At 73.4% G+C, this 23,938-nt stretch carries 21 protein-coding genes; 19 read left to right on the forward strand and 2 right to left on the reverse strand.

The features are described 5' to 3' along the window. The first annotated feature begins 114 nt into the window (after window positions 1-114). Together AB0N04_RS02005 and AB0N04_RS02010 are read left to right on the forward strand one after the other, a co-directional pair. A complete protein-coding gene (locus tag AB0N04_RS02005) occupies window positions 115-942 on the forward strand; it encodes a thioesterase family protein (RefSeq protein ID WP_360214356.1) in 828 nt (275 codons plus the stop codon). A gap of 150 nt (window positions 943-1,092) precedes the next feature. Continuing rightward, entirely contained in the window at window positions 1,093-2,013 is a 921-nt protein-coding gene (locus tag AB0N04_RS02010; RefSeq protein ID WP_360214354.1) for a hypothetical protein, read from the forward strand. A gap of 130 nt (window positions 2,014-2,143) precedes the next feature. Here the strand turns inward: AB0N04_RS02010 and AB0N04_RS02015 are convergent, their stop codons facing one another. Further along, entirely contained in the window at window positions 2,144-2,647 is a 504-nt protein-coding gene (locus AB0N04_RS02015; protein ID WP_031072501.1) for a transcriptional regulator, read from the reverse strand. Window positions 2,648-2,976: 329 nt separating this feature from the next. Here AB0N04_RS02015 and pyrR point away from each other — a divergent pair, with 329 nt between their 5' ends. From pyrR to AB0N04_RS02085, 14 genes are all read left to right on the forward strand, one after another. Continuing rightward, a complete protein-coding gene (gene pyrR, locus AB0N04_RS02020; protein ID WP_360214352.1) occupies window positions 2,977-3,600 on the forward strand; it encodes a bifunctional pyr operon transcriptional regulator/uracil phosphoribosyltransferase PyrR in 624 nt (207 codons plus the stop codon). 5 nt (window positions 3,601-3,605) lie between these two features. Beyond that, entirely contained in the window at window positions 3,606-4,583 is a 978-nt protein-coding gene (locus AB0N04_RS02025; protein ID WP_360214350.1) for an aspartate carbamoyltransferase catalytic subunit, read from the forward strand. Next, entirely contained in the window at window positions 4,580-5,884 is a 1,305-nt protein-coding gene (locus AB0N04_RS02030) for a dihydroorotase (RefSeq protein ID WP_360214348.1), read from the forward strand. Before AB0N04_RS02025 ends, AB0N04_RS02030 begins: the two co-directional genes overlap by 4 nt. Next, the gene (locus AB0N04_RS02035) at window positions 5,881-6,444 is read left to right on the forward strand and encodes a hypothetical protein (RefSeq protein WP_360214346.1); all 564 of its coding nucleotides are present in this window, start codon (window positions 5,881-5,883) and stop codon (window positions 6,442-6,444) included. The genes AB0N04_RS02030 and AB0N04_RS02035 overlap by 4 nt, the downstream gene beginning before the upstream one ends. Then, complete coding sequence (gene carA, locus AB0N04_RS02040; protein WP_360214344.1) at window positions 6,441-7,598, forward strand: glutamine-hydrolyzing carbamoyl-phosphate synthase small subunit; 1,158 nt, start codon at window positions 6,441-6,443, stop codon at window positions 7,596-7,598. Before AB0N04_RS02035 ends, carA begins: the two co-directional genes overlap by 4 nt. Further along, window positions 7,591-10,899, forward strand: coding sequence for a carbamoyl-phosphate synthase large subunit (gene carB / locus AB0N04_RS02045; RefSeq protein WP_360214342.1), 3,309 nt, complete (start codon window positions 7,591-7,593; stop codon window positions 10,897-10,899). Before carA ends, carB begins: the two co-directional genes overlap by 8 nt. 105 nt (window positions 10,900-11,004) lie before the next feature. Next, on the forward strand, window positions 11,005-12,120 hold the full coding sequence (locus AB0N04_RS02050) for a quinone-dependent dihydroorotate dehydrogenase (protein ID WP_360214340.1): 1,116 nt from the start codon (window positions 11,005-11,007) through the stop codon (window positions 12,118-12,120). 29 nt (window positions 12,121-12,149) lie between these two features. Beyond that, window positions 12,150-12,983 (forward strand): orotidine-5'-phosphate decarboxylase, encoded by an 834-nt coding sequence (gene pyrF, locus AB0N04_RS02055; RefSeq protein ID WP_360214338.1) that lies wholly within the window; start codon window positions 12,150-12,152, stop codon window positions 12,981-12,983. 372 nt (window positions 12,984-13,355) lie between these two features. After that, window positions 13,356-13,682 carry an integration host factor, actinobacterial type gene (mihF, locus tag AB0N04_RS02060; RefSeq protein ID WP_030056187.1) on the forward strand — a complete coding sequence of 109 codons (327 nt, stop codon included), beginning with the start codon at window positions 13,356-13,358 and terminating at the stop codon, window positions 13,680-13,682. 49 nt (window positions 13,683-13,731) lie between these two features. Next, window positions 13,732-14,289, forward strand: coding sequence for a guanylate kinase (gmk, locus tag AB0N04_RS02065; RefSeq protein WP_350601852.1), 558 nt, complete (start codon window positions 13,732-13,734; stop codon window positions 14,287-14,289). A gap of 37 nt (window positions 14,290-14,326) precedes the next feature. Beyond that, a complete protein-coding gene (gene rpoZ / locus AB0N04_RS02070) occupies window positions 14,327-14,593 on the forward strand; it encodes a DNA-directed RNA polymerase subunit omega (protein WP_030240625.1) in 267 nt (88 codons plus the stop codon). 243 nt (window positions 14,594-14,836) lie between these two features. Beyond that, entirely contained in the window at window positions 14,837-16,096 is a 1,260-nt protein-coding gene (coaBC, locus tag AB0N04_RS02075; protein WP_360214336.1) for a bifunctional phosphopantothenoylcysteine decarboxylase/phosphopantothenate--cysteine ligase CoaBC, read from the forward strand. Between the two features lie 134 nt (window positions 16,097-16,230). Then, window positions 16,231-17,439 carry a methionine adenosyltransferase gene (gene metK / locus AB0N04_RS02080; protein WP_360214334.1) on the forward strand — a complete coding sequence of 403 codons (1,209 nt, stop codon included), beginning with the start codon at window positions 16,231-16,233 and terminating at the stop codon, window positions 17,437-17,439. A 94-nt stretch (window positions 17,440-17,533) separates the two neighbouring features. Continuing rightward, window positions 17,534-19,618 (forward strand): primosomal protein N', encoded by a 2,085-nt coding sequence (locus AB0N04_RS02085; RefSeq protein WP_360214332.1) that lies wholly within the window; start codon window positions 17,534-17,536, stop codon window positions 19,616-19,618. A 157-nt stretch (window positions 19,619-19,775) separates the two neighbouring features. On the opposite strand, the gene AB0N04_RS02090 is transcribed toward AB0N04_RS02085, so the two are convergent. Continuing rightward, window positions 19,776-20,417: a hypothetical protein gene (locus tag AB0N04_RS02090; RefSeq protein ID WP_360214330.1), complete on the reverse strand. Its 642-nt coding sequence runs from the start codon at window positions 20,415-20,417 to the stop codon at window positions 19,776-19,778. Between the two features lie 279 nt (window positions 20,418-20,696). On the opposite strand from AB0N04_RS02090, the gene def reads away from it, so the two are divergent. From def to AB0N04_RS02105, 3 genes are all read left to right on the forward strand, one after another. Next, window positions 20,697-21,242 carry a peptide deformylase gene (gene def, locus AB0N04_RS02095; protein ID WP_360214328.1) on the forward strand — a complete coding sequence of 182 codons (546 nt, stop codon included), beginning with the start codon at window positions 20,697-20,699 and terminating at the stop codon, window positions 21,240-21,242. Between the two features lie 40 nt (window positions 21,243-21,282). Then, window positions 21,283-22,227, forward strand: coding sequence for a methionyl-tRNA formyltransferase (gene fmt, locus AB0N04_RS02100; protein ID WP_360214326.1), 945 nt, complete (start codon window positions 21,283-21,285; stop codon window positions 22,225-22,227). 138 nt (window positions 22,228-22,365) lie between these two features. Beyond that, window positions 22,366-23,799, forward strand: a complete 1,434-nt coding sequence (locus tag AB0N04_RS02105) for a transcription antitermination factor NusB (protein WP_360214324.1) — start codon at window positions 22,366-22,368, stop codon at window positions 23,797-23,799. Window positions 23,800-23,938: the final 139 nt, after the last annotated feature.

Consider the following 23,938-nt stretch of genomic DNA (forward strand, 5'->3'; position numbering starts at 1 on the left):
GGGTGCGACGGCCGTCGCGCGTTTCACCCGGGCGGCGTAAGGTGGTGATCTACTCGCCAGTAACTTGGCGGGCGCAGCCGCACACGTCCCCGCAGTGAAGGGCAGGCCACCCCCATGACCACCGCGACCCGCAGCGAGTTCGACCGGGGCATCGCCCTGACCAGACACGCCGACGAGCCCGGCCGCTACGAGGCCGAACTCGGCCCCGGCTGGCAGATCGGCGGCGGGGTCAACGGCGGGATGCTGCTCGCCGTCGCCGGACACGCGCTGTCGCTGGAGCACGCCGACCACCCGGACCCGGTGTCGATCAGCGGTTACTACCTGTCCGCCTCCACGCCCGGCCCGGCCACCGTCCGCACCGAGGTGCTGCGCAGCGGCCGCGGCCTCTCCACCGGCACCGCCTCGCTGAGCCAGGACGGCGTCGAACGCCTGCGCGTGGTGGCCAGCCACGGCGACCTCTCCACCGTCGAGGGCGACGTGCGCACCACCGCGCAGCCGCCGCAGCTGCCGCCGCCGGACCAGTGCATCGGCGTCGAGCACGCCCCGCCGCAGCTGATCGAGCAGGCGGCGCTGCTGGAGCGCTTCGACCTGCGGCTCGACCCGTCCACCGTGGGCTGGGCGCTCGGTCAGCCCTCCGGCAACGGGCGGATCCAGGGCTGGTTCCGGCTCGCCGACGGGCGCGAGCCCGACCCGCTGCTGCTCCTGCTGGTCGCCGACGCGCTGCCGCCCGTCACCTTCGACCTGGGCCTGCCCGGCTGGGCCCCGACCGTGGAGCTGACCGTCCACCTGCGGGCCAGGCCGGTCCCGGGCTGGCTCCGGGTCACCCACGCCACCCGCAACGTGGCCGGCGGCTACTTCGAGGAGGACGCCGAGGTCTGGGACGAGTCCGGCCGGCTGGTCGCGCAGTCCAGGCAGCTGGCCCGGGTGCCGCGCGGGGCCTGATTTCCGCGGAGTTCACCGCGACTTACCGTCGGTTACATTCCTGTGACACGCCGTACGTGTGCGGCGCGCGGTGATGGGGAGATAGACGGTCAGCGGCGAGCCCGCCGCTGACCGTCGCCCGGCGGTCGCCGCCGATGCCAGGAGCCACCGATGAGTAGCCGCAAGGGCCGCGCCCGCCGTAACTCCGACTGCACCGCCGCCGGCCCGCGGCCCGTCGCCCGCGCGCCGCACCGCCGGCAGCGGGCCGAGGGCGGCGAGCAGGCGTTCGTCATCGGCGTGCTGACCAGTGCGGCGGACTTCGCCCGGGCCCGTGCCTGGGGGTTGTCGGACGCACCGGACTTCGAGCGCTACCTGGCCGACACGGCCGAACTGCTCGCCGACGCGGTGGAGCGCTTCGAGGTGGTGCGGGCCCGGATGTTCCACCCGCAGGACTTCGAGGAGTTCTGCGTCCTGCACGGGCTGGACCCGGCGGAGCCGGCCGCCCGCGACCGCTACCTGGTCAACCCGCCGCTGCAGACCCAGCTGCTGGCCTATCAGGGGGAGGAGCTGGCCGGGGACTTCGCGCCGCGGCTGGTCCGGGCCCGGGAGAACGGGCTGACGCTCTGCCACGCCGACCTGCTGCTGGACGGCGGTCTGGTCGGGGGCGCGGGGGAGGCCGACGAGGACCACGCCCGCTGGGTGCGCGCCGCCTACCAGCGCGGCGGCGAGGTGTTCCGCCGGATGCTGGTCGGCGCCGGTGCCGGGGTGTACGAGCTGCGGCTGCGGGTGGACGCGCCGGGCGGCCGGCTGACGGCGGCGGCCCGGGTGCTGCAGTGGGAGGACGGCGTGGTCCGGATCAACGACGAGGACCTGGAGCTGGTCTGCGCGGTGCTCTGCGCGGGGCTGGCGCTGGAGCTGCCCGGGGTGGCGGTGCTGCACGGGTCGCAGGGCTCGGCGGCCTCCTGCGGGGAGTACCTGCCGGCCTCCTGGGCCTGGTCGAGCGGCGGGCAGGACTGGGCGCCGTCGGCCCGGCCGGTGCGGCTGGACGGCGTGGCGGCGCAGCCCGGCTACAGCCTGGGGACGGTCTGCTGACCGCCGGGCGGCGGTGGTGCGGCCGGCGCCGGACGCGCGACGGCGCGGCCCCCGGGATCCGGGGAGCCGCGCCGTGACGTTTCTGCTGGTACCTGCGTGCTCGCGCTGGCGGGAGCCGGTGCGGCGAGCGTCAGCTCGCCTCCTCCTCGCGCACCGCGCGGCGCGCGTCGGGGTTGAGCACGCCCCAGGAGATCAGCTGCTCGGTGAGGATCGACGGCGACTGGTCGTAGATGACGGCCAGGGTGCGCAGGTCGTCCTGGCGGATCGAGAGGACCTTGCCGTTGTAGTCGCCGCGCTGGCTCTGGATCGTCGCCGCGTAGCGCTGCAGCGGGCCGGCCTTCTCGGACGGGACCTGGGTCAGTCTCTCCAGGTCGAGGACCAGACGCGGCGGCGGCTCGGCCGCGCCGCCGGGGGTGCCGCCGGGCAGCAGCTCCTGCACGGGCACGCCGTAGAACTCCGCCAGCTCGGCCAGCCGCTGCACGGTGACCGCACGGTCGCCGCGCTCGTACGAGCCGACGACGACTGCCTTCCAGCGCCCCTGGGACTTCTCCTCGACACCGTGCAGGGAGAGCCCCTGCTGAGTGCGGATGGCTCGGAGCTTGCCTCCGAGCTGCTTCGCGTAGTCGCTGGACATTGATCTCCCCGGACGAGATTGCTTCGCGTTCAGTGGTGGGTCACGGGCGATTGCCGACGCCGTTACCGGTGGGTTCGACGTCCGTCTCGTAACTCACTGTGAGGTTACGTAGAGTAAGGTAGCTGCGTCAAGCCGAATGGGGCAGTCGTGCGAATGGCCCGCATCGGGGGTGCGTCCGGGGCGTGAACCGCCGAAGCGGAACGACGGACGTCCGTTTGCCTCCCGGCGCGCTGATACGATGACCGGAAGCCCTCGCCCGGTCGGCGGGGGTCGTCCCAGACATCCTTTAAGGCCCGTCCAGTGAGGCGGGGAAGGAGGTCCGCTTCGGCATGACCACACAGCAGGATTCGACGCCGCGACCGCCGCACCAGGTGCTGGACGGAACGGACATCGCCCGGGTCGTCACCCGGATAGCGCACGAGATCGTCGAGCGCGCCAAGGGCGCGGAGGACGTCGTGCTGCTCGGCATCCACACCAGGGGCGTCCACCTCGCCCGCCGCCTGCACGGCCGGCTGGCCCAGATCACCGGGCGCGAGATCCCGCTGGGCACCCTGGACATCACCATGTACCGGGACGACCTGCGGCTCAAGCCCGCCCGCGCCCTGGAGCACACCGAGATCCCCTCCGGCGGCATCGACGGCAAGCTCGTCATCCTCGTCGACGACGTGCTCTTCTCCGGCCGCACCATCCGGGCCGCGCTCGACGCGCTGAGCGACATCGGCCGCCCGCGCGCCGTGCAGCTCGCCGTCCTGGTCGACCGCGGCCACCGCGAGCTCCCGATCCGGGCCGACTACGTGGGCAAGAACCTCCCCACCTCGCTGCGCGAGGCGGTCCAGGTCCGCCTGGCCGACACCGACGGCGTCGACGCCGTGCTGGTCGGCGACCGCGACCACGCCGCCCGAAGCTCGCAGGCCCTGGCCTCCCAGCCCACCGAACCGCACCTCCCGGAGTAACCCGCGTGAAGCGCCACCTCGTCTCCGCCGCCGATCTCAGCCGCGACGACGCGCTGCTGATCCTGGACACCGCCGAGGAGCTGGCCCAGCTCTCCGGGCGGGCCGTCAAGAAGCTGCCCACGCTGCGCGGCCGCACCGTCGTCAACCTCTTCTTCGAGGACTCGACCCGCACCAAGACCTCCTTCGAGGCCGCCGAGAAGCGGCTCTCCGCCGACGTCATCAACTTCTCCGCCAAGGGCTCCTCGGTCTCCAAGGGCGAGAGCCTCAAGGACACCGCGCTCACCCTGCAGGCGATGGGCGCCGACGCTGTCGTCATCCGCCACCACGCCTCGGGCGCGCCGTCCCGGCTCGCCCAGTCGGACTGGCTGCACGGCAGCGTGATCAACGCCGGTGACGGCACCCACGAGCACCCCACCCAGGCCCTGCTCGACGCGTTCACCATGCGCCGCCACCTCAACCCGGGCCTGGGGCACGACCTGGCCGGGCGCCGGATCACCATCGTCGGCGACGTGCTGCACAGCCGGGTCGCCCGCTCCAACGTCCACCTGCTGACCACCCTCGGCGCCCACGTCACCTTCGTCGCCCCGCCGACGCTGCTGCCGATCGGCATCGAGAACTGGCCGTGCGACATCAGCTACGACCTGGAGAGCGTGCTCCCCAAGACGGACGCGCTGATGATGCTCCGGGTGCAGCGCGAGCGGATGAACGCCGCGTTCTTCCCCACCGAGCGCGAGTACAGCCGCCGCTACGGCCTCAACGGCACCCGGATGGCCCAGCTGCCCGAGCACGCCATCGTGATGCACCCCGGCCCGATGGTCCGCGGCATGGAGATCACCGCCGAGGTCGCCGACTCGCCGCGCTGCACCGTGGTCGAGCAGGTCGCCAACGGCGTCTCCGTCCGGATGGCCGTCCTGTACCTGCTGCTCGGCGGTGCCACCCCCGCCGACGCACCCCGCACCGACACCGTGGAGACCGCCCAGTGACGACCTACCTGATCCGCAACGCCCAGATCCTCGGCGGCGCCCCGCAGGACCTCCACCTGGCCGACGGCGTCATCAAGGCCATCGGCACCGGCCTGGCCGTCGAGGCCGACATCGAGATCGACGCCACCGGGCTGATCGCCCTGCCCGGCCTCGTCGACCTGCACACCCACCTGCGCGAGCCCGGCCGCGAGGACGCCGAGACCGTGCTCACCGGCACCCAGGCCGCGGCGATGGGCGGCTTCACCGCCGTGCACGCGATGGCCAACACCACCCCGGTGGCCGACACCGCGGGCGTCGTCGAGCAGGTCTGGCGGCTCGGCCAGGAGGCCGGCTACTGCGACGTGCAGCCGGTCGGCGCCGTCACCGTCGGCCTGGAGGGCAAGAAGCTCGCCGAGCTCGGTGCGATGCACGAGTCCGCGGCCGGCGTGCGGGTCTTCTCCGACGACGGCAAGTGCGTGGACGACGCGGTGCTGATGCGCCGCGCCCTGGAGTACGTCAAGGCCTTCGACGGCGTCGTCGCCCAGCACGCCCAGGAGCCGCGGCTGACCGAGGGCGCCCAGATGAACGAGGGCCAGGTCTCCGGCGAGCTCGGGCTCGGCGGCTGGCCGGCCGTCGCCGAGGAGTCGATCATCGCCCGCGACGTGCTGCTCGCCGCGCACGTCGGCTCCCGGCTGCACGTCTGCCACGTCTCCACCGCCGGCTCGGTCGAGATCATCCGCTGGGCCAAGGCCAAGGGCTGGGACGTCACCGCCGAGGTCACCCCGCACCACCTGCTGCTCACCGACGAGCTGGTCCGCTCCTACGACCCGGTGTACAAGGTGAACCCGCCGCTGCGCACCGCCGAGGACGTCCAGGCGCTGCGCAAGGCGCTCGCCGACGGCACCATCGACGCCGTCGCCACCGACCACGCGCCGCACCCGGCCGAGGACAAGGACTGCGAGTGGGCCGTCGCCGCGATGGGCATGGTCGGCCTGGAGACCGCCCTGTCGGTCGTGCAGCAGACCATGGTCGAGACCGGCCTGCTGAACTGGGAGGGCGTCGCCGACCGGATGTCGCACCGCCCGGCCCGGATCGGCCGTCTCACCGGCCAGGGCCGGTCCGTCTCGGTCGGTGAGCCGGCGAACCTGGTGCTGTTCGATCCCGCGTACCGTGGTGCCGTGAACCCGGACAGCTTCGCCACCCGCAGCCGCAACACCCCCTACAAGGGCCTTGACCTGCCCGGACGGGTGCACGCCACCTTCCTGCGCGGGCGCGCCACCGTGCTGGCCGGCGAGCTCGCCGAGCAGGGCGGCCTCGCGTGACCGCGCTGCTCCTCGCCCAGGAGCAGGCCAAGGTCACCAACTGGCCCGGGTACATCGGCTGGGCCGTCGGCCTGCTGGTGCTGATCGCCCTCGTGTACTGGCTGATGCGGCAGGGCTGGAACTGGCGGCGCACCCTCCAGTCCGGCATCCCGCCGCTGCCCGCCGTGCCGGACCGGGCCGGCCGGACCATCCTGGAGACCAGCGGCCGGTACCACGGCACCACCACCGCCGGGAACTGGCTCGACCGGGTCGTCGCGCACGGCCTGGGCAACCGCAGCCGGGCCGACCTCACCCTCGGCGAGGACGGCCTGCTGGTACGGCGCCCCGGCGACGTCGACCTCTGGATCCCGGCCGGGCACCTCACCGGTGCCCGCACGGACTCCGGGATCGCCGGGAAGGTAGTCCCGGCCGGTCTGCTCGTCGTCACCTGGACGCACGGGGAGACCGAGCTGGACTCCGGCTTCCGGGCCGACCACCCCGATGAGCACGCCGCCTGGGTCGAGGCGGTCACTCACCTCGCAACACGTACGACGACGAAGACGGAAGAGGCTTCCCGATGACCGCACCTGCCCCCACCACGCAGCGCCAACGGCGGGAACGCGTCCCCGCCGTGCTCGTCCTGGAGGACGGCCGGACCTTCCGCGGCGAGGCCTACGGCGCGACCGGCGAGACCTTCGGCGAGGCGGTCTTCAACACCGGCATGTCCGGTTACCAGGAGACCCTCACCGACCCGTCGTACCACCGCCAGGTGGTCGTGATGACCGCCCCGCAGATCGGCAACACCGGCTGGAACGACGAGGACGACGAGTCCAAGCAGATCTGGGTCGCCGGCTACGTCGTGCGCGACCCCGCCCGGGTGGCCTCCAACTGGCGCTCCACCCGCTCGCTGGACGAGGAGCTGGTCCGCCAGGGCGTCGTCGGCATCAGCGGCATCGACACCCGGGCGCTGACCCGGCACCTGCGCGAGCGCGGCGCGATGCGCTGCGGCATCTTCTCCGGTGAGGCGCTGGCCGACCAGGCCGCCCTGCTCGCCCGGGTGCAGCAGTCGCCCGAGATGAAGGGCGCCGACCTGTGCGCCGAGGTGGCCACCACCGAGGCGTACGTCGTCCCGGCGATCGGCGAGAAGCGCTTCACCGTCGCCGCGCTGGACCTCGGCATCAAGGGGATGACCCCGCACCGGATGGCCGAGCGCGGCATCGAGGTGCACGTGCTGCCGGCCAACTCGACCCTGGAGGACCTCTACGCGGTCCGGCCGGACGGCGTCTTCTTCTCCAACGGCCCGGGTGACCCGGCCACCGCCGACCACCAGGTCGCCGTGGCGCAGGGCGTGCTGGAGCGCAGGACCCCGTTCTTCGGGATCTGCTTCGGCAACCAGATCCTCGGCCGCGCGCTGGGCTTCGGCACCTACAAGCTCAAGTACGGCCACCGCGGCATCAACCAGCCGGTGCAGGACCGCACCACCGGCAAGGTCGAGGTCACCGCGCACAACCACGGCTTCGCCGTGAACGCGCCGCTGGACAAGGTGAGCGAGACCCCCTACGGGCGGGTCGAGGTCTCCCACGTCTGCCTCAACGACGACGTGGTCGAGGGCCTCCAGGCACTGGACGTCCCCGCCTTCAGCGTGCAGTACCACCCCGAAGCAGCTGCCGGCCCGCACGACGCGGCCTACCTCTTCGACCGTTTCGTGAAGCTCATGGAGGGCCAGCGTGCCTAAGCGCACTGACATCAAGTCCGTCCTGGTGATCGGCTCCGGCCCGATCGTGATCGGCCAGGCCGCCGAGTTCGACTACTCGGGCACGCAGGCCTGCCGGGTCCTCAAGGCCGAGGGCCTGCGGGTCGTGCTGGTCAACTCCAACCCGGCCACGATCATGACCGACCCGGAGATCGCCGACGCCACCTACGTCGAGCCGATCACCCCGGAGTTCGTCGAGCGGATCATCGCCAAGGAGCGCCCCGACGCGCTGCTGCCGACCCTCGGCGGGCAGACCGCGCTCAACACCGCGATCGCGCTGGACGCCAACGGCGTGCTCGCCAAGTACAACGTCGAACTCATCGGCGCCAAGGTCGACTCGATCCACAAGGGCGAGGACCGCGAGCTCTTCAAGGGCGTCGTCGAGGCCGTCAACGCCAAGATCGGCCACGGCGAGTCCGCCCGCTCGGTCATCTGCCACACCATGGACGAGGTGCTCGCCGGCGTCGACACGCTCGGCGGGTACCCGGTCGTCGTCCGCCCCTCCTTCACCATGGGCGGCGCCGGCTCCGGCTTCGCCCACGACGAGGAGGACCTGCGCCGCATCGCCGGCCAGGGCCTGGCCCTCTCGCCGACCACCGAGGTGCTCCTGGAGGAGTCCATCCTCGGCTGGAAGGAGTACGAGCTGGAGCTGATGCGCGACAAGAACGACAACGTCGTGGTCGTCTGCTCCATCGAGAACTTCGACCCGATGGGCGTGCACACCGGCGACTCGATCACCGTCGCCCCGGCGATGACGCTCACCGACCGCGAGTACCAGATCCTGCGCGACGTCGGCATCGCCGTGATCCGCGAGGTCGGCGTGGACACCGGCGGCTGCAACATCCAGTTCGCCGTCAACCCCGACGACGGCCGGGTCATCGTCATCGAGATGAACCCGCGCGTCTCCCGCTCCTCGGCGCTCGCCTCCAAGGCCACCGGCTTCCCGATCGCCAAGATCGCCGCCAAGCTGGCCGTCGGGTACACCCTGGACGAGATCCCCAACGACATCACCGAGCAGACCCCGGCCTCCTTCGAGCCGACCCTCGACTACGTCGTGGTGAAGGTCCCGCGCTTCGCGTTCGAGAAGTTCCCGAGCGCCGACGCCACGCTGACCACCACCATGAAGTCGGTCGGCGAGGCCATGGCCATGGGCCGCAACTTCCCCGAGGCGCTGCAGAAGGCGCTGCGCTCGCTGGAGAAGAAGGGCTCTCAGTTCAGCTGGGTCGGCCCGGTGGGCGACAAGGCCGAGCTGCTGACCAAGGCGGTCGTGCCGACCGACGGCCGGATCAACACCGTCATGGAGGCGATCCGGGCCGGCGCCACCCCGGAGGAGGTCTTCGAGGCCACCAGGATCGACCCGTGGTTCGTCGACCAGCTCTTCCTGCTGGACGAGATCGCCGGCGAGCTGGCCGAGGCCGAGAAGCTCAACCCCGAGCTGCTGCGCCACGCCAAGCGGCACGGCTTCTCCGACCTGCAGATCGGCGAGATCCGCGGCCTGAAGGCGGACGTGGTCCGCGAGGTGCGGCACGCGCTCGGCATCCGCCCGGTGTTCAAGACCGTCGACACCTGCGCCGCCGAGTTCGCCGCCAGGACCCCGTACTTCTACTCGTCCTACGACGAGGAGAACGAGGTCGCCCCGCGCACCAAGCCCGCCGTGATCATCCTCGGCTCCGGCCCGAACCGCATCGGCCAGGGCATCGAGTTCGACTACTCCTGCGTGCACGCCTCCTTCGCGCTGGCCGACGCCGGGTACGAGACCGTGATGGTCAACTGCAACCCGGAGACCGTCTCCACCGACTACGACACCTCCGACCGGCTCTACTTCGAGCCGCTCACCCTGGAGGACGTGCTCGAGATCGTCCACGCCGAGCAGCAGGCCGGCCCGCTGGCCGGCGTGATCGTCCAGCTCGGCGGCCAGACCCCGCTCGGCCTGGCCCAGGCGCTCAAGGACAACGGCGTGCCGATCGTCGGCACCCAGCCCGAGGCGATCGACCTCGCCGAGGAGCGCGGTGCCTTCGGCCGCGTCCTGCGCGACGCCGGCCTGCCGGCCCCCAAGCACGGCACCGCCTTCTCCTTCGCGGAGGCCAAGGCGATCGCCGACGAGATCGGCTACCCGGTGCTCGCCCGCCCGTCCTACGTGCTCGGCGGCCGCGGCATGGAGATCGTCTACGACGAGGCCTCGCTCGCCTCCTACCTGGAGCGCCACGCCGGCCTGATCTCCGAGCACCCGGTGCTCATCGACCGCTTCCTCGACGACGCGGTGGAGATCGACGTCGACGCGCTCTTCGACGGCACCGAGCTCTACCTCGGCGGCGTCATGGAGCACATCGAGGAGGCCGGCATCCACTCCGGCGACTCCGCCTGCGCGCTGCCTCCGATCACCCTCGGCGGCTACGACATCAAGCGCCTGCGCACCTCCACCGAGGCCATCGCGCGCGGCGTCGGCGTCCGCGGTCTGATCAACATCCAGTTCGCGATGGCCGGCGACATCCTCTACGTGCTGGAGGCCAACCCGCGCGCCTCCCGGACCGTCCCGTTCACCTCCAAGGCGACGGCGGTGCCGCTGGCCAAGGCCGCCGCCCGGATCTCGCTCGGCGCCACCATCGCCGAGCTGCGCGCCGAGGGCCTGCTCCCGGCCGAGGGCGACGGCGGCACGCTGCCCGCCGACTGCCCGATCTCGGTCAAGGAGGCCGTGCTGCCCTGGAGCCGCTTCCGCGACGTCCACGGCCGCGGCGTGGACACCGTCCTCGGCCCGGAGATGCGCTCGACCGGTGAGGTCATGGGCATCGACAAGGTCTTCGGCACGGCCTACGCCAAGGCCCAGGCCGGCGCCTACGGCGCGCTGCCGACCAAGGGCAAGGTCTTCGTCTCGGTCGCCAACCGCGACAAGCGCAACCTGGTCTTCCCGGCCCGGGCGCTGGTCAGCCTCGGCTTCGAGGTGCTCGCCACGGCCGGCACCGCCGAGGTGCTGCAGCGCGGGGGCATCCCGTCCACGCTGGTGCGCAAGCACAGCGAGGGCGAGGGCCCGAACGGCGAGAAGACGATCGTGCAGCTGATCCACGACGGCGAGGTCGACCTGATCATCAACACGCCGTACGGCACCGGCGGCCGCCTCGACGGCTACGAGATCCGCACCGCCGCGGTCTCCCGCGGCGTGCCCTGCCTGACCACCATCCAGGCGATGGGCGCGGCCGTCCAGGGCATCGACCGGCTGCTGCGCGACGAGGTCGGCGTGATGTCGCTCCAGGAGCACGCCGAGCTGATCAACGCGGGCCGCAAGTAGCACCACCGCTGTGGGGGGCACCGACGCCAGACGGGTGCCCCCCACTTCCATGCCCTGATCCGGGTGCTCACGGCCGGATCCGGGCCCTGATCCGGGAGTTGGGTTTTGTACAAGCTGCTGTTCGACCTCGTCTTCAAGAAGATGGACCCCGAGAAGGCCCACCACCTCGCCTTCTTCTGGATCCGGCTCGCCTCCTCGGTGCCCGGCCTGCGCACGCTCGTCCGGCTGGTGCTCGCCCCGCGCGACCGCGCCCTGCACACCACCGCCCTCGGCCTCGACCTGCCGGGCCCGTTCGGCCTGGCGGCCGGCTTCGACAAGAACGGCGTCGGCATCGACGGCCTGGCCATGCTCGGTTTCGACTACGTCGAGATCGGCACCATCACCGGCGAGCCCCAGCCGGGCAACCCGACGCCCCGGCTGTTCCGCCTGGTCGAGGACCGCGCGCTGATCAACCGGATGGGCTTCAACAACCAGGGCTCGGCCCGGGTCGCCGCGCGCCTGGCCGCCCGCCCGCACACCAGCTCCACCCCGGTGATCGGCGTCAACATCGGCAAGACCAAGGTCGTCGAGGAGGCCGACGCCGTCGCCGACTACGTCAAGTCCACCGAGCGGCTCGCCAGGTACGCGGACTACCTGGTGGTCAACGTCAGCTCGCCGAACACCCCCGGCCTGCGCAACCTGCAGGCCGTGGACCACCTGCGCCCGCTGCTCGCCGCCGTCCGCGAGGCGGCCGACCGCACCACCGCGCACCACGTCCCGCTGCTGGTCAAGATCGCCCCCGACCTGGCCGACGAGGACGTCGACGCCGTCGCCGACCTCGCCCTCGAACTGGGCCTGGACGGCATCATCGCCACCAACACCACGATCGGGCGCGGGGGCCTGCGGGCCGACGCCGCCCGGGTCGAGGAGATCGGCATGGGCGGCCTCTCCGGCGCCCCGCTCAAGGCCCGCGCCCTGGAGGTCCTCCAGCGGCTGCGCGCCCGCACCGGGGGCCGGCTGACGCTGGTCTCGGTCGGCGGCGTGGAGACCGCCGAGGACGCCTGGCAGCGGATCATCCACGGCGCCGACCTCGTCCAGGGCTACAGCGCCTTCATCTACGAGGGCCCGTTCTGGTGCCGCCGGATCCACCGGGGCCTCTCCGCCCGGATCCGCGCCGCGGGCTTCCGCGACCTGGCCGCGGCCGTCGGCAGCGCCGTCGACGGCGCGAAGACCGCCTCCTGAACCCCCGTACCACCTTCGGAAAGGACGACATGACCCTCGCCCCGTTCGGCGCCCGGCTGCGCCAGGCGCTCGACACCCGCGGCCAGCTCTGCGTCGGCATCGACCCGCACGCCTCCCTGCTCGCCGCCTGGGGGCTCGGCGACGACCTCGCCGGCCTGGAGACCTTCAGCCGCACCGTCGTCGAGGCGCTCGCCGACCGGGTCGCCGTGCTCAAGCCGCAGGCGGCGTTCTTCGAGCGCTTCGGCAGCAAGGGCGTCGCGGTGCTGGAGAAGTCCGTCGAGGAGGCCCGGGCGGCCGGCGCGCTGGTCCTGATGGACGCCAAGCGCGGCGACATCGGCTCCACCATGGCCGCCTACGCGGAGGCCTTCCTGTCGCCCGCCAGCCCGCTGTTCTCGGACGCCGTCACGGTCAGCCCGTACCTGGGCTTCGGCTCGCTGCGCCCGGCGCTCGACCTGGCCCGCGCGCAGGGCTGCGGCGTGTTCGCGCTGGCGCTCACCTCCAACCCGGAGGGCGCCGAGGTGCAGCGCGCCGTCGGTGCGGACGGCGAGCCGGTCGCGGCCGCGGTGCTGCGCCAGCTGGCGGCCGAGAACGCGGGTGCCGCGCCGCTCGGCTCCTTCGGCGCCGTGGTCGGCGCCACGCTCGCCGACGCGGGCGTGGAGCTGGCCATCAACGGCCCGCTGCTGGCTCCCGGCATCGGCGCCCAGGGGGCCACCATGGCGGACCTGCCGCGGGTGTTCGGCGCCTCGGTGATCAACGTGGTGCCGAGCGTCAGCCGGGACGTGCTCAGGCACGGCCCCTCGGTGGCGGCCCTGCGGTCGGCGGCCGAGCGGTTCGTGGGCGAGTACGCGGACGCGGTGAAGTAGGCCCGGCCGGGCCCGCGGACGCGCCCCGGTAGCCGCCCGGTGACCCTGCGCAGTGTCCGCAGGACGGCGGGGCGGCGGGGCGGTTGACGTGAGCGCCGTCACATTGGCGGTGTCAAAGTTTCGCAATCGCGGTCATTTTGCCCTGGAAAGTCCTGGTCGGCCTTGGCTGACCAGGACTTTTCGTGTTCTTTTCCTGACGTGGCGCCGCAATACGGGTAGTGTCCGGCGATAGGTCATCGGAGAGCCGCGAACTCGTAGCTCCCGCAGGTCAAGGGCCCTGTGATTCCACTTGGGTTCGATCTGTGGACGGTGTCCTGGGAACCAAACCAGTCATAGCTCAATCCCTTCCTTCCACACCCTGAGGTGAACGGCGTGGCTCTTCCGCCCCTTACCCCTGAACAGCGCACCGCCGCGCTCGCCAAGGCCGCCGAGGCTCGCCGGGAGCGCGCCGAGGTCAAGAACCGGCTCAAGCACTCCGGCGCCTCCCTGCACGAGGTGATCAAGGCCGGCAAGGCCGACAACGACGTGATCGGCAAGATGAAGGTCTCGGCCCTGCTGGAGTCGCTTCCGGGCGTCGGCAAGGTCCGTGCCAAGCAGATCATGGAGCGCCTCGGCATCAGCGAGAGCCGTCGTGTCCGCGGCCTCGGCACGAACCAGATCGCCTCCCTGGAGCGGGAGTTCGGCGGCGGTGCCGCCTGACCGTGCCCCCGTGGTCCCGGGATCGTCCGCGATCCGGGATAATCGGTGCATGAGTGAGCGTCCGCGGCTGACCGTGCTCTCCGGCCCTTCGGGGGTCGGCAAGAGCACGGTCGTCGCTCATATGAGGAAGCAGCACCCCGAGGTCTGGCTCTCGGTGTCGGCGACGACCCGCCACCCGAGGCCGGGCGAGCAGAACGGGGTCCAGTACCACTTCGTCGACAACGACGAGTTCGACAAGCTGATCGCCAACGGCGAACTGCTGGAGTGGGCCGTCTTCGCCGGCAACCGCTACGGCACCCCGCGCTCGGCGGTGCTGGAGAAGCTGGAGCGCGGCGAGCCCGTCCTGCTGGAGATCGACCTGCAGGGCGCCCGTCAGGTCCGCGAGTCGATGCCCGAGGCGCAGCTGGTCTTCCTGGCCCCGCCGAGCTGGGACGAGCTGGTCCGCCGGCTGACCGGCCGGGGCACCGAGCCGCAGGACGTGATCGAGAAGCGGCTGGAGGCGGCGAAGGTCGAGCTCGCGGCCGAGCCCGAGTTCGACACGACCCTTGTCAACACCTCGGTCGAGCAGGTAGCGGCCGAACTGCTAGCCTTGCTCGGTGTAGCCTGACCTGTCTGTCTTTTCCACCCTTTCGGAAGGTTTTAGCGTGTCCTCTTCCATGACCGCGCCCGAGGGCATCATCAACCCGCCGATCGACGAGCTGCTCGAGGCCACCGACTCCAAGTACAGCCTCGTGATCTACGCCGCCAAGCGCGCGCGCCAGATCAACGCGTACTACTCCCAGCTCGGTGAGGGCCTGCTGGAGTACGTCGGCCCGCTGGTCGACACCCACGTCCACGAGAAGCCGCTGTCGATCGCGCTGCGCGAGATCAACGCGGGCATGCTGACCGCCGAGGCGATCGAGGCCGCCTGAGGCGGGTTCCGGAGCTCTCTGCTCGAAGGGTCCGGCGGAATCGTTTCCGCCGGGCCCTTCGGCGTGTCCGGGGGGCCGTCGGTGCCGTGCCCGCGGGGGCCGGGGCCCGGTGCCGCCGGGGGTGCGGCGGGGTGCCGTGGAGTGTCGTGGGGGTGCCGGCGGGCTGTGCCGGGCACCACAGTGCGCGTCGCAGCTGAGGGGTCGTAGGGTGTGCACGTCCCAGGAGTGGAGGAGAGCGGGAGCATGAGCGCGACTTCGGATCCGGCCGGGGTGGAGGCGCCGCGCGTCGTCCTCGGCGTCAGCGGCGGCATCGCCGCCTACAAGGCGTGCGAGCTGCTCCGCAGGTTCACCGAGTCCGGCCACCAGGTCACCGTGGTGCCCACCGCGGCCGCGCTGCACTTCGTCGGCGAGGCCACCTGGGCCGCGCTGTCCGGCCGCCCGGCCGCCACCGAGACCTGGGAGCGCGTGCACGAGGTGCCGCACGTGCGGATCGGCCAGCAGGCCGACCTGGTCGTCGTCGCCCCCGCCACCGCGGACCTGATCGCCAAGGCCGCCCACGGCCTGGCCGACGACCTCCTCACCAACACCCTGCTCACCGCCCGCTGCCCGGTCGTGGTCGCGCCCGCCATGCACACCGAGATGTGGGAGCACCCGGCCACCCGGGAGAACGTCGCCACGCTGCGGCGCCGCGGCGTGATCGTGCTGGAGCCGGCCGTCGGGCGGCTCACCGGCAAGGACACCGGCAAGGGGCGGCTGCCCGAGCCGTCCGCGATCTTCGACGCCTGCCGGTCGGTGCTGCGCCGCGGCGGCGCGGTGCCGACCGACCTGGCCGGCCGGCACGTGGTGGTCTCGGCCGGTGGCACCCGCGAGCCGCTGGACCCGGTGCGCTTCCTCGGCAACCGCTCCTCCGGCAAGCAGGGGTACGCGCTCGCCGTGACGGCAGCGGCGCGCGGGGCGCGCGTGACGTTGGTCTCGGCCAACGCGGAGCTGCCCGACCCGGCTGGGGTCGACGTGGTGCACGTGTCGACCGCGCTGGAGCTGCGGGAGGCGGCGCTGAAGGCGGCCGGGGACGCGGACGCCGTGGTCATGGCCGCGGCCGTGGCGGACTTCCGGCCCGCCGAGTACGCCACCGGCAAGATCAAGAAGGTCGAGGGGGTCGAGCCGGCGCCCGTCGCCCTCGTCCGCAACCCCGACGTCCTGGCCGAGCTGTCGGCGCACCGCCCCCGTTCGGGCCAACTGGTCGTGGGTTTCGCGGCGGAGACCGACGACGTGCTCGCGAACGGCCGCGCGAAGCTCGCCCGCAAGGGCTGCGACCTCCTCGTCGTCAACGAGGTGGGCAACGGCAAGGCCTTCGGCACGGACGTCAACGAGGCCGTGGTTCTGGGCTCGGACGGCAGCGAGACCCCCGTTCCGGTCGGTCCGAAGGAGGCCCTCGCGGACGTCGTCTGGGACCTCGTCGCGCGGCGGCTGGAAACCGGCGGGAGCCGATTGAGCCCTGCTTGAGAACGGTCTTGATTTGTGGAAGCGGGTGACGTTCCGCAGAACCGGCCCGTTACACTCCAGGAATCAAGTCTTTCCGGAAGTCCCCGGTCACCGGGGGCCTTCAGTCAGCAGCCGCTGCAACCCCAGGGAGCGCTGTGTCTCGCCGCCTGTTCACCTCGGAGTCCGTCACCGAGGGCCACCCCGACAAGATCGCTGACCAGATCAGCGACACCATCCTTGACGCTCTCCTGCGGGAGGACCCGACCTCCCGGGTCGCCGTGGAGACGCTGATCACCACCGGCCAGGTGCACGTGGCCGGCGAGGTGACCACCAAGGCGTACGCGCCGATCGCCCAGCTCGTCCGGGACAAGATCCTGGAGATCGGCTACGACAGCTCCAAGAAGGGCTTCGACGGCGCCTCCTGCGGCGTCTCGGTGTCCATCGGGGCCCAGTCGCCCGACATCGCCCAGGGCGTCGACACGGCGTACGAGGCTCGGGTCGAGGGCGACGAGGACGACCTGGACAAGCAGGGTGCCGGCGACCAGGGCCTGATGTTCGGCTACGCGTCCGACGAGACGCCCGAGCTCATGCCGCTGCCGATCACCCTGGCGCACCGCCTCTCCCGCCGGCTGACCGAGGTCCGCAAGAACGGGACCATCCCGTACCTGCGCCCCGACGGCAAGACCCAGGTCACCATCGAGTACGACGGCGACAAGGCCGTCCGCCTCGACACCGTGGTGGTCTCCACCCAGCACGCCAGTGACATCGACCTGGAGTCGCTGCTCACCCCGGACATCCGCGAGTTCGTGGTCGAGCCGGAGCTGAAGGCGCTGGCCGAGCAGGGCATCAAGCTCGTCACCGAGGGCTACCGCCTGCTGGTCAACCCGACCGGCCGCTTCGAGATCGGCGGCCCGATGGGCGACGCCGGCCTCACCGGCCGCAAGATCATCATCGACACCTACGGCGGCATGGCCCGCCACGGTGGCGGCGCCTTCTCCGGCAAGGACCCGTCCAAGGTCGACCGCTCGGCCGCGTACGCGATGCGCTGGGTGGCGAAGAACATCGTCGCCGCCGGCCTCGCCCGCCGCGCCGAGGTGCAGGTCGCGTACGCGATCGGCAAGGCCGAGCCGGTCGGTCTCTTCGTCGAGACCTTCGGCACCGAGTCCGTGCCCGTGCTGTCCATCCAGAAGGCCGTCAGCGAGGTCTTCGACCTGCGTCCCGCCGCGATCATCCGCGACCTGGACCTGCTGCGCCCGATCTACTCCCAGACCGCCGCGTACGGCCACTTCGGCCGTGAGCTGCCGGACTTCACCTGGGAGCGCACCGACCGGGTCGAGCAGCTGAAGGCCGCCGTCAAGGACTGACCCCGCGCTCCGCGAAAGGCGGCGCCCGCCCCGACCGGGGCGGGCGCCGCCTTTCGTGCGCACTGTCGGTGTGACCTGGTAGTACTTGGGAGCGATGAGCAGCACAGGGGAGAACGGGGCCGCCGAGCCGGAGCAGCTGGCGTTCATCCGGGAGACGGTCAAGCGGGCCAAGCCCCGGACGTGGCGCGGCGCCAAGCGCGCCGAGCACCTGCCGGTGGCCCGGGTCGTGGTGGACAAGGGCGTGCTCACCATCGACAAGTTCTTCGACTACGAGGTGCCGGCCGCGATGGCCGAGGAGGCCCGGCCCGGCGTCCGGGTCCGGGTGCGCTTCGGCGCGCGCGTGGTCAAGGGCCAGCGCGAGGGCGGCGAACTGCACGACGGCTTCATCGTCGCCCGGCTGGAGAAGAGCGACTTCCCCGGCCCGCTCGCGCCGCTCGCCCAGGTCCTCTCGCCCGAGCCCGTGCTCACCCCGCACCTCCTCCGGCTCTGCCGGACCGTCGCCGACCGCTACGCCGGCACCCTCGCCGACGTCCTCCAGCTGGCCGTCCCGCCCCGGCACGCCAAGGCCGAGGCCGAACCCTCGCCGCCCCCGCTGCCGCGCCCACCCGCCCCCGCCCCCGGCGGCTGGCAGCGCTACCCGGCCGGGCCCGACTTCCTCGCCTCGCTCGCCGCCGGCGGCTCGCCGCGCGCCGTCTGGGCGGCGCTGCCCGGCCCCGGCTGGCCGTACGAGATCGCCCGGGCCGTGGCGGCGACGCTCTCCGGCGGGCGCGGCGCGCTCGTCGTGCTGCCCGAGGGGCGGTCCGTCGCCCGGGTCGACCGGGCGCTGACCGAGCTGCTCGGGCCGGGCCGGCACGTCGCGCTGGAGGCCGACCTCGGCCCGCGCGAACGCTACCGGCGCTGGCTCGCGGTGAGCCGCGGCTCGGTGCACGCCGTGATCGGCACCCGCGCCACCATGTTCGCGCCGGTGCGCGACCTCGGCCTGGTCGTCGTCTGGTCCGACGGCGACAACAGCCACAGCGACCCGCGCGCCCCGCACCCGCACGTGCGCGAGGTCGCCCTGCTGCGCGCCGCGGAGGAGGGCGCGGCCGTGCTGCTCGGCGGTCACGCCGTCACGGTGGAGGGCGCGCAGCTGGTCAGCACCGGCTGGGCCCGCCCGCTCGCCGCCGACCGGGAGACCGTGCGGCGGGTCGCACCGAGGGTGCGGACCGTCACGGACCAGGACCAGCACCGCGACGCCGCCGCCCAGGCCGCCCGACTGCCCTCGGTGGCCTGGGAGGCCGCCCGGGAGGCCCTGGCCGCCGGGCACCCGGTGCTCATCCAGGTGCCCCGGCGCGGCTACGTGCCCCGGCTGGCCTGCGGCCGGTGCCGGACCCCGGCCCGCTGCCGGCGCTGCGAGGGCCCGCTGGAGGCGCCCTCCGCCGACGAGGCGCTGAGCTGCGGCTGGTGCGGGCAGGCGGAGACGGACTGGCACTGCCCCGAGTGCGGCTCGTTCCGGCTGCGGGCCCAGGTGATCGGCGCCCGGCGCACCGCGGAGGAGCTCGGCAAGGCCTTCCCACGGGTCCCGGTGCGCACCTCCGGGCGGGACGCGGTCCTGGCCACCGTCCCCGACGAGCCCTCGCTGGTGATCTCCACCCCCGGCGCGGAGCCGGTCGTCGAGGGCGGCACCGGGTACGGCGCCGCGCTGCTGCTGGACGGCTGGGCCCTGCTGAGCCGGCCCGACCTGCGCGCGGGGGAGGAGACGCTGCGGCTCTGGCTGGCGGCCGCCGCACTGGTCCGGCCGGCCGAGGAGGGCGGGACGGTCGTCGTGGTCGCCGAGCCCTCGGCCCGGCCGGTGCAGGCGCTGGTCCGCTGGGACCCGCTCGGGCACGCCGGGCTGGAGCGCGACGAACGGGCACAGCTGCACTTCCCGCCGGTGTCGCGGATGGCCTCGGTGAGCGGGAGCCCGGCGGCGGTGGCCGACCTGCTGGGGCTGATCCGGCTGCCGTCGGAGGCGGACGTCCTCGGGCCGGTGCCGGCGCCGGCGCTGCGGGGGGAGGAACAGGAACGCGCGCTGCTGCGGGTGCCGCCCGGGCAGGGGGCGGCGCTGGCGGCGGCGCTCAAGGCGGCGCAGATCGCGCGGATCGCGCTGCGGACGCCGGAGGCGGTGCGGGTGCGGGTGGACCCGACCGACATCGGGTAGCCGTGGCGGGGCCGGGGTGCCGGCCGGGGGTACGGGGGCCGGGGTGCCGGCCGGGGACGCGGTGGGGTGCGGGCCGTGGCGGGGGCGGGCGCGAGGCGCGGGAGCGAGGGGCGGGGTGAGTGGGCCACCCCGCCCCGGGTGGCCCGGGCCGGAAGGGTCAGCCGCGCAGCGGGATGCCGGTGCGGTCGACCGGGGCGCGGTCCGGCGCGGTGCGGTCCCCGGTGGTGCGCTCCAGCGCGGTGCGCTCGAGAGCGGTGCGCTCGAGAGCGGTGCGCTCGAGAGCGGTGCGCTCCAGGGCGTTGCGTTCGAGGGCGGTGCGGTCCAGCCCGCCCTGGCGGGCCGCCGGGACGGTGACGGCCAGGCCGCCGGACGGCGCCGCCGGCAGCTCCTCGGAACGGTCCGGGCGGCCCGGGCCCGGGACGGCGCCGCTGGCGGCGAGGAGTTCGCTGGTGGGGCGGCGCATCCCGTACCGGCGGTGCACCGCCTGCTTGGTGACCCCGAGGGCCGAGCCCACCGAGTCCCAGGAGAAGCCCAGCGCCCGGTCGAACTCGACCGCCGCCGCCACCAGGGTCTCCACGCTCTCCCGCAGCTCCTGCGCCAGCCGCACCGTCGGCGCGGGCGCCCGCCCGTACACCACGAAGCCGGCCGAGGTGCTCGGGCGGCGCGGCCGGTAGACGTTGCCCAGTTGGGCGGTGAGCGTCCGCAGCGCGTCGACCTGCCGCCTCACCCGCTCGATGTCCCGCACCAGCAGGTGAAGGCTCGCCCGCGCCCGGGCGTCGTGGTTGATCTGCTCGGCCATGGCCTACGTGCCACCTTCCGTACGGTTCGGCTCGGCCGGGGCGCGGTGTCCCGTGCGCCCCGACCCCGGTCAATCTCACTTGACCAACGCCGGAGCGGGGGCCGGGGTAACGCCGCGCGACAGACTCGGGATATGCCAGTAGCCGGTGCCGGGGGTGCGGGAGGGGTGCGTGGCGGGTGCGTCCGCGGGGTCGGGGGCGCGGGCGGAGGCCCCCGCGCGTTGCATAGACTTGGCGGGACCCCAATGCTGCGGATTTCTACGGACAGGAGCCCGTTCCTCGTGGCGATCCAGCCGATCCGTCTCTTCGGAGACCCCGTCCTGCGGGCCACCGCTCAGCCGGTGACCACCTTCGACAAGGAACTGCGCACCCTCGTCCGGGACCTCACCGACACCATGCTCGACGCCCCCGGCGCCGGCCTCGCCGCGCCCCAACTCGGCGTCTCCCTGAGGGTGTTCACCTACCACGTGGACGGCGTCACCGGGCACCTGATCAACCCGGACCTGTCGCTCACCGAGGAGGAGCAGGACGGCCCCGAGGGCTGCCTGTCCCTGCCCGGCCTGCGCTACGACACCAAGCGCGCGTACGGCGTCGTCGCCAAGGGCTTCACCATGTACGGCGACCCGGTCACCCTGGAGGGCACCCGGCTGCTCGCCCGCTGCATCCAGCACGAGACCGACCACCTCGACGGCATCGTCTTCATCGACCGGCTCGACCGCGAGCAGCGCAAGGCCGCCCTGAAGGCGATCCGGGACACCGACTGGGGCGGCGGCCCCGCCCCCGTCGTCAAGGTCTCCCCGCACAGCACCTTCGGCTCCGCGCGCTGACTCCGGCGTCGTCCGCTCCCCCTCTGCAGAAAGGCACTTGATGCGCCTCGTGTTCGCCGGCACCCCCGAGGTCGCCGTTCCCGCCCTGGACGCCCTGCTCGCCTCCGACCGGCACGAGGTCGTCGCGGTGGTCACCCGCCCCGACGCCCCCGCCGGCCGCGGCCGCAAGCTCGTCGCCAGCCCCGTCGCCCAGCGCGCCGAGGAGGCCGGGATCGAGGTCCTCAAGCCGGCGAAGCCGAGCGACCCGGACTTCGTCGCCCGGCTCACCGAACTCGCCCCCGACTGCTGCCCGGTGGTCGCCTACGGCGCACTGCTGCGCCCCGGCACGCTGGAGATCCCCGAGCACGGCTGGGTCAACCTGCACTTCTCGCTGCTGCCCGCCTGGCGCGGCGCGGCGCCCGTCCAGCACTCGGTGCTGGCCGGCGACGAGGTCACCGGCGCGTCCACCTTCCTGATCGAGCAGGGCCTGGACTCCGGCCCGGTCTACGGCGTGATCACCGAGGAGGTCCGCCCCACCGACACCAGCGGCGAACTCCTCACCCGGCTCTCGCTGTCCGGCGCACGGCTGCTCGCGGCCACCATGGACGGCATCGCGGACGGCTCGCTGCACGCCGTCCCGCAGCCGGCCGAGGGGATCACCCTCGCGCCGAAGATCACCGTCGAGGACGCGCGGATCGAGTGGGCCCACCCCGCGCTGCGGATCGACCGGGTGGTGCGCGGCTGCGCCCCCGCGCCGGGCGCCTGGACGGAGTTCCGCGGCGAGCGGCTGAAGGTCACCGGTCCGGTCCGGCTGCTGCCGGAGTCGGCCGACCTGGCGCCCGGCGAGCTGGCCGTGGTCGGCAAGAACAGCGTGCGGGTCGGCACCGGCAGCCACGACGTCGAGCTCGGCGAGGTCCGCCCGCAGGGCAAGAAGGCGATGCGGGCGGCGGACTGGGCGCGCGGCGCGCGGCTGGAGTCCGGCGAGCGCTTCGCAGCCGGGGCCTGATCCGGCCGGGCCGGCGCTTTGGCGTTACTGTTCGTGGACCGGACCGTTCGGTCCACGAGCACCAGGACGGCGGCAGCCCGACAGCAGCACCCCTGAACGACCAGTACCCGATAGCCACCGCAGCACCTTGAGGCACCGATGACCACTCCCAGCGCCAACCGCGCCCCCCGCCCGCACCGCCGCCCGAAGAAGGACCCGGCCCGGATCGTCGCGTTCCGCGCGCTGCGTGCCGTCGACGAGCGCGACGCCTACGCCAACCTGATCCTGCCGTCGCTGCTGCGCGAGGCCGAGCAGAAGGGCATGGACCGGCGCGACGCCGCCCTCGCCACCGAGCTCGTCTACGGCACCCTGCGCCTGCAGGGCACCTACGACGCGGTCATCGCCGCCTGCATCGACCGGCCGCTCAGCAAGGTCGACCCGCCGGTGCTGGACGTCCTCTCGCTCGGCGCCCACCAGCTGCTCACCACCCGCATCCCCAGCCACGCGGCCGTCTCGGCCACCGTCGAGCTGGCCCGGGTGGTGCTCGGTGACGGCAAGGCCAAGTTCGTCAACGCCGTCCTGCGCCGGATCAGCGCCCACGACCTGGACACCTGGATCGAGCAGGTCGCCCCGCCGTACGACCGGGACGCCGAGGACCACCTCGCCGTCGTCCACTCGCACCCGCGCTGGGTCGTCTCGGCCCTCTGGGACTCGCTCGGGCGCTGGCAGCCCGACGCGTCCGGGCGCACCGCGATCGAGGAGCTGCTGCGGGCCGACAACGAGCGGCCCGAGGTGACGCTCGTCGCCCGGCCCGGCCGGGCCACCGTCGGCGAACTGGCCGAGGCGCTGCCCGAGGCGCTGCCCGGCCGGTGGTCCCCGGTCGCGCTGCGGCTCGCCGAGGGCGGTGACCCGGGTGCGCTGACCGCCGTGCAGGAGAACCGGGCCGGCGTCCAGGACGAGGGCAGCCAGCTCGTCGCCCTCGCCCTCGCGAACGCGCCGCTGGACGGCCCCGACCGGCTCTGGCTCGACGGCTGCGCCGGCCCCGGCGGCAAGGCCGCGCTGCTCGGCGCCCTCGCCGCCGAGCGCGGCGCCGGGCTGGTCGCCAGCGAGAAGCAGCCGCACCGGGCGCGCCTGGTGGCGCGGGCCCTCGACGGCAACCCCGGGCCCTACACCGTGATCGCCGCGGACGGCACCCGCCCGGCCTGGCGCTCCGGCGGCTTCGACCGGGTGCTGGTCGACGTGCCCTGCTCCGGCCTGGGCGCGCTGCGCCGCCGGCCGGAGGCGCGCTGGCGGCGCCGGCCGGCCGACGTCGCGGCCTTCGGCCCGCTCCAGCGGGACCTGCTGCGCTCGGCGGTCGAGGCCACCCGGATCGGTGGCGTGGTCGGCTACGCGACCTGCTCGCCGCACCTCGCCGAGACCCGGGCCGTCGTCGACGACGTGCTGCGCGCCGAGGGCGGCCGTGTCGAGTGGATCGACGCCCGCCCGCTGCTGCCCGGTGTCCCGGCGCTCGGGGAGGGGCCGGACGTGCAGCTCTGGCCGCACCTGCACGGGACGGACGCGATGTACCTGGCGCTGCTGCGGCGGACCGCCTGACCCGGTAGCGGCGGCCGACCCCTCCCGGCGGGGAGGGGCGGCGTGCCGTTGCGGTGCGCGTCGGCGGCGGCGGAGCTTCCGGCGCCGCCGTCGGCGGTCGGCGGGTGGCCGACAGGTGCTCAACGGGTTGGCGGCGTCG

Source organism: Kitasatospora sp. NPDC051702 (assembly GCF_040681575.1).
Taxonomy (GTDB): domain Bacteria; phylum Actinomycetota; class Actinomycetes; order Streptomycetales; family Streptomycetaceae; genus Kitasatospora.

Coding starts and splice junctions, on each gene's coding strand:
- AB0N04_RS02005 (WP_360214356.1), top strand. CDS start 115: ATGACCACCGCGACCCGCAGCGAGTTCGACCGGGGCATCGCCCTGACC.
- AB0N04_RS02010 (WP_360214354.1), top strand. CDS start 1,093: ATGAGTAGCCGCAAGGGCCGCGCCCGCCGTAACTCCGACTGCACCGCC.
- AB0N04_RS02015 (WP_031072501.1), bottom strand. CDS start 2,647: ATGTCCAGCGACTACGCGAAGCAGCTCGGAGGCAAGCTCCGAGCCATC.
- pyrR (WP_360214352.1), top strand. CDS start 2,977: ATGACCACACAGCAGGATTCGACGCCGCGACCGCCGCACCAGGTGCTG.
- carA (WP_360214344.1), top strand. CDS start 6,441: ATGACCGCACCTGCCCCCACCACGCAGCGCCAACGGCGGGAACGCGTC.
- pyrF (WP_360214338.1), top strand. CDS start 12,150: ATGACCCTCGCCCCGTTCGGCGCCCGGCTGCGCCAGGCGCTCGACACC.
- gmk (WP_350601852.1), top strand. CDS start 13,732: ATGAGTGAGCGTCCGCGGCTGACCGTGCTCTCCGGCCCTTCGGGGGTC.
- coaBC (WP_360214336.1), top strand. CDS start 14,837: ATGAGCGCGACTTCGGATCCGGCCGGGGTGGAGGCGCCGCGCGTCGTC.
- AB0N04_RS02085 (WP_360214332.1), top strand. CDS start 17,534: ATGAGCAGCACAGGGGAGAACGGGGCCGCCGAGCCGGAGCAGCTGGCG.
- AB0N04_RS02090 (WP_360214330.1), bottom strand. CDS start 20,417: ATGGCCGAGCAGATCAACCACGACGCCCGGGCGCGGGCGAGCCTTCAC.
- fmt (WP_360214326.1), top strand. CDS start 21,283: ATGCGCCTCGTGTTCGCCGGCACCCCCGAGGTCGCCGTTCCCGCCCTG.
- AB0N04_RS02105 (WP_360214324.1), top strand. CDS start 22,366: ATGACCACTCCCAGCGCCAACCGCGCCCCCCGCCCGCACCGCCGCCCG.